The sequence below is a fragment of the Erwinia sp. V90_4 genome (assembly GCF_029967685.1).
GTDB lineage: Bacteria > Pseudomonadota > Gammaproteobacteria > Enterobacterales > Enterobacteriaceae > Erwinia > Erwinia aphidicola.
On the sequence record NZ_JASCAQ010000001.1, the window covers coordinates 340396 to 355942 of the forward strand.

Annotated in this window: 12 protein-coding genes; 7 read left to right on the forward strand and 5 right to left on the reverse strand. The window is 58.2% G+C overall.

Annotation, left to right across the window (positions count from 1 at the left end):
- Window positions 1–275 precede the first annotated feature (275 nt).
- Window positions 276–1370: an acyltransferase family protein gene (locus tag QLG07_RS01630; RefSeq protein WP_048915734.1), complete on the forward strand. Its 1095-nt coding sequence runs from the start codon at window positions 276–278 to the stop codon at window positions 1368–1370.
- A gap of 143 nt (window positions 1371–1513) precedes the next feature.
- Window positions 1514–2587 (forward strand): acyltransferase family protein, encoded by a 1074-nt coding sequence (locus QLG07_RS01635; RefSeq protein ID WP_282468298.1) that lies wholly within the window; start codon window positions 1514–1516, stop codon window positions 2585–2587.
- 59 nt (window positions 2588–2646) lie between these two features.
- Here QLG07_RS01635 and pcaD read toward each other — a convergent pair whose 3' ends face one another.
- The 4 genes from pcaD to QLG07_RS01655 are packed head-to-tail and all read right to left on the reverse strand — an operon-like array spanning window position 2647 to window position 5961.
- Window positions 2647–3402: a 3-oxoadipate enol-lactonase gene (pcaD, locus tag QLG07_RS01640; protein ID WP_282468299.1), complete on the reverse strand. Its 756-nt coding sequence runs from the start codon at window positions 3400–3402 to the stop codon at window positions 2647–2649.
- Between the two features lies 1 nt (window position 3403).
- Complete coding sequence (pcaF, locus tag QLG07_RS01645; protein ID WP_282468300.1) at window positions 3404–4606, reverse strand: 3-oxoadipyl-CoA thiolase; 1203 nt, start codon at window positions 4604–4606, stop codon at window positions 3404–3406.
- Window positions 4599–5261: a 3-oxoacid CoA-transferase subunit B gene (locus QLG07_RS01650; RefSeq protein ID WP_230050333.1), complete on the reverse strand. Its 663-nt coding sequence runs from the start codon at window positions 5259–5261 to the stop codon at window positions 4599–4601. Before QLG07_RS01650 ends, pcaF begins: the two co-directional genes overlap by 8 nt.
- Window positions 5262–5265: 4 nt before the next feature.
- Window positions 5266–5961: a 3-oxoacid CoA-transferase subunit A gene (locus QLG07_RS01655; RefSeq protein ID WP_048915739.1), complete on the reverse strand. Its 696-nt coding sequence runs from the start codon at window positions 5959–5961 to the stop codon at window positions 5266–5268.
- Window positions 5962–6170: 209 nt separating this feature from the next.
- Here QLG07_RS01655 and QLG07_RS01660 point away from each other — a divergent pair, with 209 nt between their 5' ends.
- Genes QLG07_RS01660 through catA form a run of 3 tightly spaced genes read left to right on the forward strand, consistent with a single transcriptional unit; the run spans window position 6171 to window position 8551 of the window.
- Window positions 6171–7280, forward strand: coding sequence for a muconate/chloromuconate family cycloisomerase (locus QLG07_RS01660; RefSeq protein ID WP_282468301.1), 1110 nt, complete (start codon window positions 6171–6173; stop codon window positions 7278–7280).
- Between the two features lie 17 nt (window positions 7281–7297).
- Complete coding sequence (gene catC, locus QLG07_RS01665; protein WP_282468302.1) at window positions 7298–7588, forward strand: muconolactone Delta-isomerase; 291 nt, start codon at window positions 7298–7300, stop codon at window positions 7586–7588.
- A 42-nt stretch (window positions 7589–7630) separates the two neighbouring features.
- Window positions 7631–8551 (forward strand): catechol 1,2-dioxygenase, encoded by a 921-nt coding sequence (catA, locus tag QLG07_RS01670; RefSeq protein ID WP_099753909.1) that lies wholly within the window; start codon window positions 7631–7633, stop codon window positions 8549–8551.
- A gap of 48 nt (window positions 8552–8599) precedes the next feature.
- On the opposite strand, the gene putA is transcribed toward catA, so the two are convergent.
- On the reverse strand, window positions 8600–12550 hold the full coding sequence (gene putA, locus QLG07_RS01675) for a trifunctional transcriptional regulator/proline dehydrogenase/L-glutamate gamma-semialdehyde dehydrogenase (RefSeq protein WP_282468303.1): 3951 nt from the start codon (window positions 12548–12550) through the stop codon (window positions 8600–8602).
- A 432-nt stretch (window positions 12551–12982) separates the two neighbouring features.
- On the opposite strand from putA, the gene putP reads away from it, so the two are divergent.
- Both putP and efeU read left to right on the forward strand, forming a co-directional pair.
- A complete protein-coding gene (gene putP / locus QLG07_RS01680) occupies window positions 12983–14467 on the forward strand; it encodes a sodium/proline symporter PutP (RefSeq protein WP_048915744.1) in 1485 nt (494 codons plus the stop codon).
- A gap of 204 nt (window positions 14468–14671) precedes the next feature.
- Window positions 14672–15505 carry an iron uptake transporter permease EfeU gene (gene efeU, locus QLG07_RS01685; protein ID WP_282468304.1) on the forward strand — a complete coding sequence of 278 codons (834 nt, stop codon included), beginning with the start codon at window positions 14672–14674 and terminating at the stop codon, window positions 15503–15505.
- Window positions 15506–15547: the final 42 nt, after the last annotated feature.

A 15547-nucleotide genomic window follows, 5' to 3' on the forward strand; every position in this document is an offset into this window, starting at 1 on the left:
GAACGTCAGGCGTCAGGTTTCAGGAGGGAGCATCAGCGTCGCGGTTTGAAAATCCACAGCGAGCACGAGGATAGTGGGGGATGAGCCTGGCCCGCAGGGACCGCCCACTGAAAGTCATTAAGGTTATTCTTAAAAGCCCACGGCAAACACCCGGAATAACCGTGGCTTGTTCCAGCAACGGCTGGGATAACGGTCAATTAGGACGATCCTCATAGTGATTAGCAGGCTAACGAGAGATACTTATCCAGTTAAAATAATTTTACTGGATTTTGATTATGTCTGTCTCTGGCAAGCAAGAAGTATTATGGATTAATACATTAAAAGGTGGCTGTATACTGCTGGTGGTTTTACATCACACCATCATCACGACGTTTATTCCATCATTGCAGTATTTAACGGCGGGGTTGTTACCGGCTGATATGTGGGTAGTGTTTAATAAATATCTCTCGCCGCTGCGTATGCCAGCGTTCTTTTTTGTTTCAGGCTTGCTGGCGGCTAGTGCCATCAGCAAAAAGAGCTGGAGCGAGGTATTTACTAAAAAATTCACCAACATCATTTATCTTTACATTCTGTGGGGCATTATCCAGTGGGTCAGTATTTATAATATCTCGACCAATTTAATTGGTCAGAAGCTCTCCTCTTCGGTCAATGCCGCCTATGCAGGATCGCCACTGGAATTTATTAAATTACTGACGCTGTCGATGACCAGCCTGTGGTATCTGTACGCGCTGGCGGGTTATTTCCTCGTGGCGAAACTGTTCCACAGCCAGAAAGTGGCACTACTGGTGGTGGCAATTTTAGTTAATTACGCCACCCAGTTTAATCTGGTTCCTGGCTGGGGGCCGAACAGCGTGGCGCAGAACTTTGTCTACTTCCTGCTGGGCGCCTTCTTTAGCCATACCCTGATTGAGATCAGTCAGCTGTCGCGCCGTCATCTGGCGCTGCTGGCCGGGATGCTGGTGATTGGCGTGGCGCACCACGCCGCCGGCATGATGAAGAACCCGTTCTACTGCATGGTCGCAATTGTGTTTGGCATCGTGCTGTGCCGGGCGCTGAACAACCGCTTCAATATGGGGTGGCTGAACTGGATTGGCCGCAATACGCTGCAGATCTACGTGCTGCACCGTATCTTTATTGAACTGCTGGGATTGACCATGCTGACGCTGGCAGTGAAGTACAGCTTGTTCGACAACCAGGCCTTCTCACTGGCGTGGGCGCTGGTACTGCCAGTGTTTGCCGTGAGTATCACAACCTGCATTTCGCTGGTCGCCTGGACGCTACTTAATCGTGGTCCTGGCAAGGCGCTGTTTATCTATCCGCGCCTGTTGCGTAAACCGCAGGCGGCGGAAAAAATTGCCAGCAATGGCTGACACTGTTCTCTCTGGCCGATTTATTCGGCCATTTTTTTACCATTAAATAAATATAAAAATAATTAATCAGTATCCATTCTGGCATGACGGAGGATGTACCAGAACCCTTTACCAACATCGGACCACTACAGCTGGAGTATTTAATGAATACACCTCAGAAGAAAGAGATCGCCTGGGTAAATACCCTGAAAGGCGGTTGTATTTTGCTTGTTGTGCTATACCACGTCGTTTTACCCGGTTATGCCGAAATGGTTTCTCATCTTACTGCCGGGCTGTTACCGGCTAAATTATGGGTGGCCTTTAATAACACTTTATCTCCGTTACGAATGCCGGCATTTTTCTTTGTCTCCGGCCTGCTGGCGGCAAATGCTATTTCTAACCGGCCCTGGAAACAGGTGTTCACTTCACGCGTCACCAATCTTTTTTATCTCTATTTTCTCTGGGGCGTGATCCAGTGGCTGATGATTAATGGCGTATCCAACAATATCATGGGCGATCATCTGTCGGATAATATCAACGCCGCCTGGGCCGAAACCCCCTGGCAGTTTCTCAAGCTGATGCTGCTGGCGATGAGCTCCTCCTGGTATCTGTATGCGCTGGGGTTGTTCTTCCTGGCTGCCAAGCTGTTCCGCCAGCAAAAAACGCTGGTGATGCTGGCGGCGGTGCTGCTGAACTATGCGGCAGTTACCAAAGTGATCCCAGGCTGGGGCCCGGAAAGCCTGTCGCAATACTTTATCTTCTTCCTGTTTGGCTCATTTTACAGTGCGATCCTGATCCGCTGGAGCGAATGGCGGCGGGATAACGTGCTGCCGTGGGTGGTACTGCTGGCGCTGTCGCTGGTGCACATCTGGCTGGGCCTGGATAAGAGCCTGTTCCTGTGCGTGCTGGCAATTCTCGGCTGCATCGCCGCCTGCCGCCTCCTTAATCAGTACTTCAGCATGAAGTGGCTCAACTGGGTGGGGAAAAACACGCTGCAAATCTATGTGCTGCACCGCATCTTTATTGAGTTCTTTGGTATGTCGGCGATCCTGTTTGCCGTCAGCCATCAGCTGTTTGCCAGTAAAGCATTTTCCATGCTGTGGGCAATCGCTTTCCCGCTGGTGATGGTGGGGCTGTGCGTCGCCTGTTCGGTGGGGATTTGGACGCTGCTGAACCGCGGCTGGGGTAAATCGCTGTTTATCTACCCGAAGCTGCTGCGCATGAAGTTCGATAGCTAAGTCGCGAAGGGAGCATGCCTGAAGAGGGTCGGGCATGCCGACCCCCTGCGGCCGGTGCGTCACTTACCCAGGAAACTTATCACGCTAGTGTTAAATTCCTCTGGGCAGGCGATGTTGGACAGATGTGCCGCCGGTAGCACCTCCAGACGAGCTTTGGCGATATGCTGATGCAGCCACTGGGCCTGGACCAGTGGGGTAATGGTGTCAAATTCTCCGGCGACAACCAGCAGCGGCAGGTTAATCCGCCCGGCATCAGCATGCAGGTCAGCCTGAGCCAGGACATCGCAGCACGCGGCATAGCCGACGGCACTGCCGTGTGACAGCTGCATCACCAGTCGGCTGACTTGAGGATGCGCATGGCGGATAAATTCTGGGGTAAACCAGCGTGCGGAAGAGCCGGCAGCCACCGCTGACAACCCCTGTTCGCGTACCTGCCGCGCCCGCTGCAGCCAGGCCTCCTCACTGCCGATACGCGCGGCCGTATTGGCCACCACCATTTTTCGGAAACGGGCAGGGTAATGACGCGCCAGCCATAATCCGGTTAATCCTCCCATCGAGATACCGCAGAAGCTGGCATTTTCCACGTCGAGATGATCGAGCAGGGCGATAACGTCGCGCCCGAGGATCTCCAGATTCAGCTCACAGCTGGGTAGCGGTGTGCTGCCGTGCCCGCGTGGGTTATAGCGCAGCACGTTAAAGTCGCGGGTCAGGGCCGCCATTTGCGGCTGCCACATATCCCAGGTGGTGCCTAATGAGTTGGCCAGCACCAGCATCGGAGCTTCTTTCGGGCCATCCAGGCGATAGTCAATATTCATCTCAACTCCTTTCAATGATCAGCGCAATGCCCTGGCCGACACCAATACACATTGCGCAGAGTCCAAAGCGTGCGCCGCTTTTTTGTAGTTGCCAGGCGGCATTCATCACCAGCCGGGCGCCGGATGCGCCCAGCGGGTGGCCGAGGGCGATGGCTCCGCCGTTTGGATTAACGTGCGCAGCGTTATCGGGTAAGCCAAGATCGCGCATCACCGCCAGCACCTGGGCGGCAAAGGCCTCATTCAGTTCGATCACATCCATCTGATCCAGCCTCAGTTTTGCCTGGCTCAGCACCTTACGAATCGCACCGGCGGGGCCAAACCCCATCAGCGCGGGTTCAATGCCGCTCACCGCGCTGGAAACAATCCGCGCCAGCGGCTGCAGCTGATGCTGCTGCACGGCGCGCTCGCTGGCCAGCAGCAGGGCACAGGCGCCGTCATTCAGACCCGAAGCATTGCCGGCGGTGATGCTGCCCTGCGGATGGACCACCGGCTTGAGTTTTGCCAGCATCTCCAGCGTGGTGTGACGTGGATGCTCATCGCGCACCATGTGCAGGGCGGCCCCTTTGCGCTGAGGAATGGTCACGTCCATCAGCTGCGGTTGATAAAATCCGCTCTCCTGAGCGTCGACCGTGCGCTGCTGGCTACGCAGGGCGTAAGCATCCTGATCGGCGCGGCTAATAGTAAACTTCAGCGCGACATTTTCTGCCGTTTGCGGCATCGATTCGACACCGTAAAGGGCGTCCATTTGCGGATTAATCAAGCGCCAGCCCATGGTCGTGTCCTCCAGCTTCATACTGCGGCTGAAGGGGTGCTCTGCTTTGCCCATCACAAAAGGAGCGCGCGACATGCTTTCCACCCCGCCCGCGATCGCCAGTGAGGCTTCGCCGCTTTTGATCGCCCGCGCGGCTATGGCGACCGCATCAAGACTGGACCCGCATAAGCGGTTAATGGTGCAGCCGGGCACAGAAGCGGGTAGCCCGGCCAGCAGCAGCGCCATGCGTGCGACATTGCGGTTATCTTCCCCGGCCTGATTCGCACAGCCGTAAAGCACATCATCCAGCGCCTGCCAGTCCAGACGCGGGTAACGCTCGAACAGGGCCTTCAGCGGCAGGGCAGCAAGATCGTCGGTGCGAACCGTTGCCAGGCTGCCGTTGAGCTTGCCGAACGGGGTACGAACGGCATCACACAGCCATGCACTATTCATCAGGTCCTCCTGGGGCAAACGTCAGCGCCACCGGGGTAATTGCCTGCAGCTGCTGCGGGGTGATATCGGTTAATATCTCCCGCACCCTCAGTCCCTGCGGGCTGACATCCATCACGGCCAGATCGCTGTAAATCCGGCTGATGCAGCCAATGCCGGTCAGCGGATAGCTGCACTGCGCCACGATTTTGCACTGCCCTTTTTTCGTCAGATGTTCAGTCATTACAAATACCTGACGCGCCCCGCTGGCCAGATCCATCGCGCCGCCGACCGCCGGAATCGCGCCGGGTTTACCGGTGCTCCAGTTGGCCAGATCGCCATATTGCGACACCTGGTAAGCGCCAAGCACGCAAATGTCGAGGTGCCCCCCGCGCATCATGGCAAACGAATCCCCGTGATGAAAATAACAGCCGCCTGGCAGCAGCGTGACGGGCTGCTTACCCGCGTTGATCAGGTCTGGGTCCTCATTGCCACTGGCAGGTGCCGGGCCCATGCCAAGGATGCCGTTCTCGCTGTGCAGGAAAATATCTTTATTGGCGGGAAGATAGTTGGCGATTTGCGTTGGCAGGCCGATGCCAAGATTGACGTAGGCTCCGTCCGGGATATCGCGGGCGATGCGCTGCGCCAGCTGGTTATGCGTGAGGCGGATGAGTTGCATTGTGTCACGCTCCTGAGGCGATCGTTGCGGGGCAGAGATTGGCTGAACAGACCACGCGCTGCACAAAAATACCGGGAGTCACCACCGCCTCCGGGTCCAGCTTGCCCAGCGCGACGTGGCGGGAGACTTCAGCGATGGTGCAGCGGGCAGCCATCGCCATAATCGGGTTGAAATTGCGTGCCGCTTTGCGATAGACCAGGTTACCCCAGCGATCGCCGCACTGTGCTTTGATCAGAGCAAAGTCTGCCTTCAGCGCCAGTTCCAGCACGTACTGCCGCCCCTCAATTTCGCGCGTCTCTTTGCCCGCAGCCAGCTCAGTACCGAAACCCGTTGGGGTAAAAATGGCCCCCAGCCCGCTGCCACCCGCCTGAATACGCGCCACAAGATTGCCCTGAGGCACCAGCTCCAGCTCAATCTCTCCGCGGCGGTAGAGGTCGTCAAATACCCATGAGTCACTCTGGCGCGGAAAGGAACAGATCATCTTGCGCACGCACCCCGCTTTGAGCAGTAGCGCCAGACCCGAATCAGCGTTGCCAGCGTTGTTGCTGACCAGCGTGAGGTTCTGCGGCCGCCGCCGAATCAGTGCGTCCAGCAGCGCATAGGGCTGTCCTGCCGGGCCAAATCCGCCAATCATCAGCGTGGCACCATCGTGAATGTCAGCCACGGCTTCATCGGCCAAAAACAGACTTTTGTCGATCATCTCGCTCCTCCTGAGTTTGAGTCATCAGGGTGCTGACTTCACCGGTGAAAAAATAACCTAAAAGTGTCATTGGCACTAAAAGACGGTTTTATCGCAAGTTATGTGAGCTGGGGCGAACAGGCGCGATCTGCGCATCCTGATACCGCGGGTCAATCATTTTCAGCAGGATTTGGCTATCCCCGATCGGCAGGGTTCTATAGCGTGAAGCGATGATCAAAACTATTGAAACGCTACTTCTTGATGTTCCTGCTATCCGTCCACATCGCCTGGCAATGGCCACGCTTCGGGTGCAAACGCTGGTGCTGGTCCATCTGGTGTGTGAGGACGGGTTTGAGGGCTGGGGAGAAGCCACCACCATTGGTGGTCTGAGCTACGGCGACGAAAGCCCCGAGAGCGTCAAAGTCAATATTGACCGCTGGATGACGCCGTTACTGATCGGTCAGGATGCGCGCCGCATCGCCCAGCTGATGGCGCGCCTGAATAAATCAGTGCAGGGCAACCGCTTTGCTAAATGCGCAATTGAAACCGCCTTGCTGGACGCTCAGGCACGGCGCCTGAATATTGCGCTCAGTGAACTGCTGGGAGGACGGGTGCGCGATGCGCTACCGGTGGCCTGGACGTTGGCCAGCGGCAGCACCGATAAAGATATTGCCGAAGCCCGGCAGATGTTAGCCCTGCGCCGTCATCGTATTTTTAAACTCAAAATCGGCCTGCGCGATGTCGATGCGGACGTAGCGCACGCGCTGGCCATCAGGCATGCGTTGGGGGATGAGGTCAGCGTGCGCGTCGACGTTAACCAGGCCTGGAGCGAGCGACAGGCCGAGCGCGGAATGGCCGCACTGGAAGCCGGCGGCATTGAGGCGGTTGAGCAGCCGATTGCGGCAGAAAATCGTGCCGGGCTGGCGCGACTGGCGCGGCGTTTCAGCCTGCCGGTCATCGCTGACGAAGCGCTGAAAGGGCCGCACGATGCCTTCGAGCTTGCCCGCCATGTTGCCGCTGATGTGTTCTCGATAAAAATTACCCAGTCCGGCGGGCTGACGCAGGCGCGCCGGGTTGCCGATATTGCCCAGCTGGCAGATATCGCGCTTTACGGGGGCACTATGCTGGAAGGCGCCGTAGGCACGGCCGCCACGGCACATCTCTGCTCCACCTTCAACGATTTGAGTTTTGGCACTGAGCTGTTTGGCCCGCTGCTGCTAACCGAAGATATTCTCAGTGAACCGCTAGTTTATCGTGATTTTATGCTGCAGGTCCCGACCGGGCCTGGGCTGGGCATTGCCCTCGATCGCGACAAAATCGCGGCGCTGCGGCGCCCTTAACAGGAGGACATATCAGCATGCTGTTTCACGTAACCATGGATGTGAATTTGCCGCAGACGATGGCGGAAAATGTCGCCAGCGAACTTAAGGCACGGGAAAAAGCTTACTCTCAGGCGCTTCAGCGTGGCGGCAAGTGGCGACATATCTGGCGCATTGCCGGGCACTACTCCAACGTTAGCGTTTTTGACGTCGACAGCGTTGAGGAGTTGCACCAGCTGCTGAGTGAGCTGCCGCTTTACCCCTTTATGACGATGCAGATAGTGCCACTGTGCCGCCATCCTTCAGCGGTCCGCGTGGATGACCGTTAAAACTTTTCTCTGCCTGAGCTGTACCTGAAATGGAGCGTCAATATGAACAGCAAAGAGATCGACAACCTGGTTAACCGCTTTATCGTCAAAACCGCGAAAGGCACGGTTAACCCACGTATTCAGCAGGTCACCGTTCGTCTCCTTAGCGATCTGTTTAAGGCGATTGAGGATCTGGACCTGCAGCAAACAGAGATCTGGAAAGGGCTGGAATATCTGGCCGATACCGGTATCGCTCAGGAAATGGGGCTGCTGGCGGCGGGAACCGGACTGGAGCGTTTTATGGATATCCGGGCGGATGAGGCCGAAATCAAGGCGGGGCTGCACGGCGGCACACCGCGCACCATCGAAGGCCCACTCTATGTGGCCGGGGCGCCAGTCTGTCAGGCCTGGGCGCGACTGGACGATGGTTCTGAAGATAACCAGGGCGAAGTGCTGTTTATGCAGGGCACGGTATGGAACGAAAAGGGTCAACCGCTACCCGGCGCCAGCGTTGAAGTCTGGCATGCCAATACCCTCGGTAATTACTCGTTCTTCGATAAAAGTCAGAGCGCGTTTAACCTGCGTCGTACCCTTATTACCGATCGACAAGGGCGCTATCAGTTCCGCAGCATTGTGCCGTCAGGCTATGGCTGCCCCCCTGACGGGCCGGTGCAGCATCTGCTTAATCAGCTGGGGCGGCACGGTCGGCGTCCGGCACATATTCACTTTTTCGTGACTGCCGCCGGCTACCGTAAGTTAACCACCCAGATCAACATTGATGGTGATGAATACCTGTGGGACGACTTTGCTTTTGCCAGCCGCGAAGGCCTGGTGCCTGAAGTCCATAAAGTGAACTCGCCAGAACAGATAGCCAGTAAAAATCTGAGTAAACCCTTCACCTCAATCGACTTCGACTTCACGCTCTATCAGGAGCGCGCTGCCGTGCCTGACTCGGTCGTTGAACGCCGACATGCGCAGGGATAGATGAGACGGGTCGACCGCAGTAACCGGTCGACCCGGGCGATGTGCTGATTAACCAATCGTCATCAGACTGGCATTTCCCCCCGCCGCAGCGGTATTGACGCTCAGCGAACGCTCCAGCAGCAGGCGCTCCAGCAGCAGATTGGTTTCGCCGCGGGCAAAGCCCTGCACCGAAACAATTGCGCCATCGCGGGCCGCTACGGCCTCACACAGGCTGCGCAGCTGATCGGCATCGCCATGATAAATCACCGCATCAAAGGTGGTGCTCTCCAGCGGCTTTGCGGCCAGCGAAATACGCTGCTGCACAATCGCAGGGAGCTGCTGGCGCAGAGTGCGATGCAGATCGTCGTCCGCCCACAGCGCCTGGCTACCGACTGCCGTCACGGCCGCCAGCTGCACCAGCGCGTCCTGCTCGTTATCCGCCAGGCACAGCACCTGTTCGCGCGGCAGCAGGGCAAAGGTGTTGCGCTCGCCGGTTGGGCCAGGCAGCAGGCGCACGGTTCCGCCCTGGCCCAGCGCCTCGTAGCGCGCACAGCAGGCGGCGAGTTCCGGACGATCTTTCGCCCATTCGCTTAGCGCCTGATGCGGCGCCAGCAGAGCAGGGCGCAGAACGGCATCGACCGGGCGCTCTTTATCCTGACGATCGAGCGTCACGCGCAGTGCGCCGTCCGGGCGGTGCGACAGCAGGCGGTAAAGATAGAGCGGGCCACCGGCTTTCGGACCGGTACCGGAGAGACCCTCGCCGCCAAAAGGCTGCACTCCGACCACGGCACCGACCATGTTGCGGTTAACGTACAGGTTGCCAACGTGGGCTTTCTGCGTTACCTGAGCAATGGTCTCATCAATACGCGTGTGTACGCCGAGCGTCAGACCGTAACCGGAGGCGTTAATATGCTCGATAATCTGCGGCAGCGCGTTACGCGCATAGCGCACCACGTGCAGTACCGGGCCAAACACCTCTTTGGTCAGGTCCGTCACGCTGTTCAGCTCAATCAGCGTTGGCATCACAAAGGTGCCGGTCTGCCATTCGTGGCGATCTGCTGCCTGCGGCTGCGCGGCCTGGAACACGCTAAAGCCCTTGCTGCGCATAGTCTGGATATGCTCATCAATATTGCTTTTGGCCTCGGCATCAATCACCGGGCCGATATCGGTTGAGAAGCGCTCCGGGTTGCCCATGCGGCACTCGGCCATGGCACCGCGCAGCATCTGCAGCGTGTGCTCCGCCACGTCATCCTGAATACACAGCAGGCGCAGCGCCGAGCAGCGCTGGCCTGCGCTGTCGAACGCCGAAGCGACGATATCCGTCACCACCTGCTCGGTCAGCGCCGAGGAGTCGACGATCATCGCGTTCATGCCGCCGGTCTCTGCGATCAGCGGAGTCGGGCGGCCCTGCGGATCGAGGCGCCCGGCAAGGTTACGCTGCAGCAGGGTGGCAACGGCGGTAGAGCCGGTAAACATCACGCCGCGCACGCGCTCGTCCTGTACCAGCTGGGCGCCAACGGTTTCGCCGGCGCCCGGCAGCAGTTGTAACGCGCCAACCGGCACGCCAGCCTCATGCATAATGGCCACGGCCTGCGCGGCGATCAGCGGGGTCTGCTCGGCCGGCTTCGCCAGCACGCTGTTACCCGCCGCCAGCGCGGCAGCCACCTGGCCGCTGAAGATCGCCAGCGGGAAGTTCCACGGGCTGATGCAGACCACCGGGCCTAGCGGACGGTGGGTTTCGTTATCAAAATCGTCGCGCACCTGGCCCGCATAGTAGTGCAGGAAGTCTACGGCTTCACGTACTTCGGAGATGGCATTGCTGAAGGTTTTACCGGCTTCACGCACCAGAATGCCGATCAGTTGCTGCATCTGGCCTTCCATCATTACTGCGGCGCGTTCGAGTATCGCGGCGCGCTCCTGCGGCGGGGTGGCAAACCAGATCGCTCCTTCGCTGACGGCGGCATTGAGCGCGGCGGAGACTTCTGCGCGGGTGGCGCTGCGCACATAGCCCACCACATCTTTCGGCTCGGCGGGATTAACCACCGCCACGCTTTCACCGCTTTCCAGTTCGGCATCAATCAGCGGCTCTACCTGCCAGCTCTGGCTGGCGCTGTTCAGCAACGCGCTGGAGAGCGAGGCAAGGCGGTGCTCGTTAGCGAGATCCAGACCGGCGGAGTTCTGACGTTTCTCACCGTACAGATCGCGCGGCAGCGGGATTTTCGGATGCGGCAGACCCAGAGCGCCTTCAGCGTGCGCCAGCTTCTCGACCGCTTCCACCGGGTCGGCGACCAGCTCGTCAAGCGGCAGCGTGGCGTCGGCGATACGGTTAACGAACGAGGTGTTAGCGCCGTTTTCCAGCAGGCGGCGCACCAGGTAGGCCAGCAGGGTTTCATGCGTGCCGACCGGAGCATAGATGCGGCAAGGGCGGTTGAGCTTGCCGTCCGCCACTTTACCGACCACCTGCTCGTACAGCGGTTCACCCATGCCGTGCAGGCACTGGAACTCATACTGGCCAGGATAGTAGTTGTTGCCCGCCAGCTGGTAGATGGCTGCCAGCGTGTGGGCATTGTGGGTGGCGAACTGCGGATAGATCAGGTTTGGCACCGCCAGCAGCTTGCGCGCGCAGGCCAGGTAAGAGATGTCAGTGTAGACCTTGCGGGTGTAGACCGGGTAGCCTTCCAGGCCGTCCATTTGGGCGCGTTTGATTTCGCTGTCCCAGTAGGCGCCTTTCACCAGGCGGATCATCAGGCGGCGACGGCTGCGCTGGGCGAGGTCGGTCAGGTAGTCGATCACCAGCGGGCAGCGTTTCTGATACGCCTGAATCACGAAGCCGATACCGTTCCAGCCTTCCAGCTCCGGTTCGAAGCACAGTTTTTCCAGCAGGTCGAGCGACAGCTCAAGGCGGTCGGCCTCTTCAGCATCGATATTAATGCCGATGTCGTAGGAGCGTGCCAGCAGCGTCAGCGATTTAAGGATTGGGTACAGCTCCTCCATCACGCGCTCGTACTGGGCACGGCTGTAGCGCGGGTGCAGTGCGGAAAGCTTAATTGAAATGCCCGGACCCTCATAAATGCCGCGCCCGTTAGAGGCTTTACCAATCGCGTTGATCGCCTGCTGGTAGGAGAGCAGGTAGGCTTTCGCATCCTGCGCCGTCAGCGCCGCTTCGCCCAGCATATCGTAGGAGTAGCGGAAGCCTTTCTCTTCCAGCTTGCGTGCGTTAGCCAGCGCCTCGGCAATGGTCTCTCCGGTGACGAACTGTTCGCCCATCAGGCGCATCGCCATATCCACGCCTTTGCGGATCAGCGGTTCGCCGCTCTTGCCGATAATGCGGTTCAGTGAACGCGACAGGTTCGCTTCGTTGTGGGTGGAGACCAGGCGGCCGGTGAACAGCAGGCCCCAGGTGGCGGCGTTAACGAACATTGACGGGCTGCGGCCAAGGTGGGAGTGCCAGTTACCGTTGCTGATTTTGTCGCGGATCAGGGCATCGCGCGTTGGCTTGTCGGGAATACGCAGCAGCGCTTCCGCGAGGCACATCAGCGCCACGCCTTCCTGAGAGGATAAAGAGAACTCCTGCAGCAGGCTTTGCACCATTCCGGCGCGCCCCGTTGCACCTTTTTGGTGACGCAGCTTGTCGGCCAGCTGGTAAGCGAGGCGATGCGTGGCTTCCGCCAGCGGCTTCGGTAAACGCGCCTGCTCCAGCAGCATCGGCACTGCTTCGGTCTCCGGGCGGCGCCAGGCGGAAGTGATAGCGGCACGGGCTACGGACTGCGGCAGGATCTGCTCGGCGAAGTCGAGGAACGGCTGATGCTGTGACTCCTCCGGCGGGCGCTCATCGCCCTCTACTTGCTGGCCGTTTGACGGGATCTCCGGCAGCGCGGTGCCCTGTTCCACCTGCTGCAGATAGTTAAATATGGCCTGCTTAATCAGCCAGTGGGGCGTGCGGTCAATCTGCTGCGCTGCCAGTTTAATGCGCTCGCGCGTTGCGTCGTCCAGCTTCACGCCCATAGTGGTTGTGCCCATGCCTTACAGCTCCTGAATCAGTAATCAATATTCGATGAGGTGCAATATCACTGATGTTGCAACTTTGTGCAACCCGGTTAAATGTGACCTCGCCCTCATTCCAGAAAAGCGTCATTTTGTTAACGCGAAAAAAGCGGCATGGATATTGCTGCAAGAATCCGGCCAGTTATGAAATGTGACGTAATACCTGGTTTTAAGCGGGTGATGACCAAGGTGCAACCCGGTTAAATGTGACGCAGTGCAACCTGCTGGCATTTGAACGTAACTAGCAGGTGAAATGGCTGTGGAGGATGTGTTAAATCGTTTGTGCGTCAACGCCGATTACGGCAGGATACCGCCCCCGGCAGAAAGCCCCCTGTAAAACGTGCCCCGTTCCGGCAGTTTCACGAGCGTCTTTCGCCTGAGGATACTGATAATAAGTGGAGAATCTGAATGACTGTAAGTACGCCAATGATGGTGACATTTTGTATTTATATTCTCGGCATGGTTTTGATCGGTTTTATTGCTTACCGCTCAACGAAAAACTTTGACGACTATATTCTGGGCGGCCGCAGCCTGGGCAGCGTGGTTACCGCGCTGTCAGCCGGGGCATCTGATATGAGTGGCTGGCTGCTGATGGGCCTGCCTGGGGCCATTTTCCTGTCCGGCATTTCCGAAAGCTGGATCGCTATTGGTCTGACGATCGGCGCTTACCTAAACTGGAAGATTGTTGCTGGCCGTCTGCGCGTGCAGACCGAGCACCATGACAATGCCCTGACGCTGCCGGACTACTTCTCCAGCCGCTTCGAGGATAAGAGCAAAGTTCTGCGGGTGATTTCCGCCCTGATCATTCTGGTGTTCTTCACCATCTATTGTGCCTCTGGCGTGGTGGCTGGTGCGCGTCTGTTCGAAAGCACTTTCGGTATGAGCTATGAAACGGCCCTGTGGGCCGGTGCCGCAGCGACTATCGTTTACACCTTTGTTGGCGGCTTCCTCGCGGTGAGCTGGACCGACACCGTGCAGGCCAGCCTGATGATTTTCGCGCTGATCCTGACGCCGGTCATCGTTATTCTGGCAGTCGGTGGCCTGGGTGATTCACTGGAGGTGATCCGCGCGAAGAGCGTTGAGAACCTCGACATGCTGAAGAACCTTAACTTTATCGCTATCGTCTCCCTGCTGGGCTGGGGCCTGGGCTATTTTGGCCAGCCGCACATCCTGGCGCGCTTCATGGCTGCTGACTCCCACCGCTCGATTCGTAGCGCACGTCGTATCGGCATGACCTGGATGATCCTGTGCCTTGGCGGTGCCGTGGCGGTGGGCTTCTTCGGGATTGCTTACTTCCAGAACCATCCGGATCAGGCTTCCGGCGTGTCTGAAAACGGTGAGCGTATCTTTATCGAACTGACGCGTATTCTGTTCAACCCGTGGATTGCCGGGATCCTGCTGTCGGCCATTCTGGCGGCGGTGATGTCGACGCTGAGCTGCCAGCTGCTGGTCTGTTCCAGCGCGCTGACGGAAGATCTGTATAAAAACTTCCTGCGCAAAAATGCCACTCAGCGCGAGCTGGTGTGGGTAGGGCGCCTGATGGTGCTGCTGGTGGCGGTGATTGCTATTGCCCTGGCGTCTGACCCGAACAACCGCGTGCTGGGCCTGGTGAGCTACGCCTGGGCGGGCTTTGGTGCTGCCTTTGGCCCGGTGGTGCTGCTGTCGCTGATCTGGAAACGCATGACGCGTAACGGCGCGCTGGCGGGGATGATCGTGGGTGCGGCAACCGTGCTTATCTGGAAGCAGTACGCCTGGTTTGGCCTCTACGAAATTATTCCGGGCTTCCTGTTCGCCTGCATCGCGATTGTGCTGTTCAGCCTGCTGGGCAAAGGCCCGTCGGCGGCGGCGCAGCAGCGCTTTGATGCTGCGGAAGCGGAGTATCAGGCAGACTAACGCTCAAGGGCCAGCCCAGTCTGGCCCTTTTCTTTTACGCCCACCCCCACCGTTACATCTGCTTAATGTTTTCCCCCCTCGCAAATCTCGAAAATATCCCCCGGCTGGCTTGTATTTCTTTGGCCGATAATGATAATCGATATCGTTCGTATTTTACTTATCTTTACTGGATTTGACTGAAGTTAACAGTTAGAGGGTTATGGCATGTTTGTCCCGTTTCTCATCATGTTACGCGAAGGGCTGGAGGCGGCGCTGATTGTCAGCCTGATCGCCAGCTACCTTAAGCGTACTCAGCGCAGCCAGTGGTTCCCCGCAATGTGGATTGGGGTGTTTGCCGCTGCTGCGCTCTGCCTTGCCCTTGGCTGGTTTATCAATGAAACCACCGGTGAATTTCCGCAGAAACAGCAGGAGCTGTTTGAGGGTATCGTTGCCGTGGTCGCGGTGGTGGTGCTCACCTGGATGGTGTTCTGGATGCGTAAAGTGTCACGCAACGTGAAGGCACAGCTGGAAGACGCCGTCGACAGCGCCCTGCAGAAGGGCAATAGCAGCGGCTGGGCATTGGTGTTTATGGTCTTTCTTGCCGTGGCGCGTGAAGGGCTGGAGTCGGTATTCTTCCTGCTGGCGGCTTTTCAGCAGGACGTGGGCTACGCGCCCCCGCTCGGCGCGATGCTTGGCCTCGGCACCGCCGTGGTGCTCGGCATGCTGATCTACTGGGGCGGCGTACGCCTCAACCTGGGCAGTTTCTTCAAATGGACCAGCCTGTTTATCATTTTCGTCGCGGCTGGCCTGGCGGCGGGGGCGATCCGCGCCTTTCATGAAGCCGGTTTGTGGAATCACTTCCAGGACGTGGCATTTGATTTCAGTCACACCCTCACGACGCACAGCGTGTTTGGCACTCTGCTGGAAGGCCTGCTGGGCTACCAGGAAGCGCCGAGCGTCAGCGAAGTGGCGATGTGGTTTATCTACCTTATTCCGGCTCTGCTGCTGTTTGTTATGCCGGGACGTGTTGCAACCTCCACAGCGCCTGGCGTGCGCTGATTCCGCCGGACGGGCCTGGCCCGCCGATGATAATACTTTGAC

Coding starts and splice junctions, on each gene's coding strand:
- QLG07_RS01630 (WP_048915734.1), top strand. CDS start 276: ATGTCTGTCTCTGGCAAGCAAGAAGTATTATGGATTAATACATTAAAA.
- QLG07_RS01635 (WP_282468298.1), top strand. CDS start 1,514: ATGAATACACCTCAGAAGAAAGAGATCGCCTGGGTAAATACCCTGAAA.
- pcaD (WP_282468299.1), bottom strand. CDS start 3,402: ATGAATATTGACTATCGCCTGGATGGCCCGAAAGAAGCTCCGATGCTG.
- pcaF (WP_282468300.1), bottom strand. CDS start 4,606: ATGAATAGTGCATGGCTGTGTGATGCCGTTCGTACCCCGTTCGGCAAG.
- QLG07_RS01650 (WP_230050333.1), bottom strand. CDS start 5,261: ATGCAACTCATCCGCCTCACGCATAACCAGCTGGCGCAGCGCATCGCC.
- QLG07_RS01655 (WP_048915739.1), bottom strand. CDS start 5,961: ATGATCGACAAAAGTCTGTTTTTGGCCGATGAAGCCGTGGCTGACATT.
- QLG07_RS01660 (WP_282468301.1), top strand. CDS start 6,171: ATGATCAAAACTATTGAAACGCTACTTCTTGATGTTCCTGCTATCCGT.
- catC (WP_282468302.1), top strand. CDS start 7,298: ATGCTGTTTCACGTAACCATGGATGTGAATTTGCCGCAGACGATGGCG.
- catA (WP_099753909.1), top strand. CDS start 7,631: ATGAACAGCAAAGAGATCGACAACCTGGTTAACCGCTTTATCGTCAAA.
- putA (WP_282468303.1), bottom strand. CDS start 12,550: ATGGGCACAACCACTATGGGCGTGAAGCTGGACGACGCAACGCGCGAG.
- putP (WP_048915744.1), top strand. CDS start 12,983: ATGACTGTAAGTACGCCAATGATGGTGACATTTTGTATTTATATTCTC.
- efeU (WP_282468304.1), top strand. CDS start 14,672: ATGTTTGTCCCGTTTCTCATCATGTTACGCGAAGGGCTGGAGGCGGCG.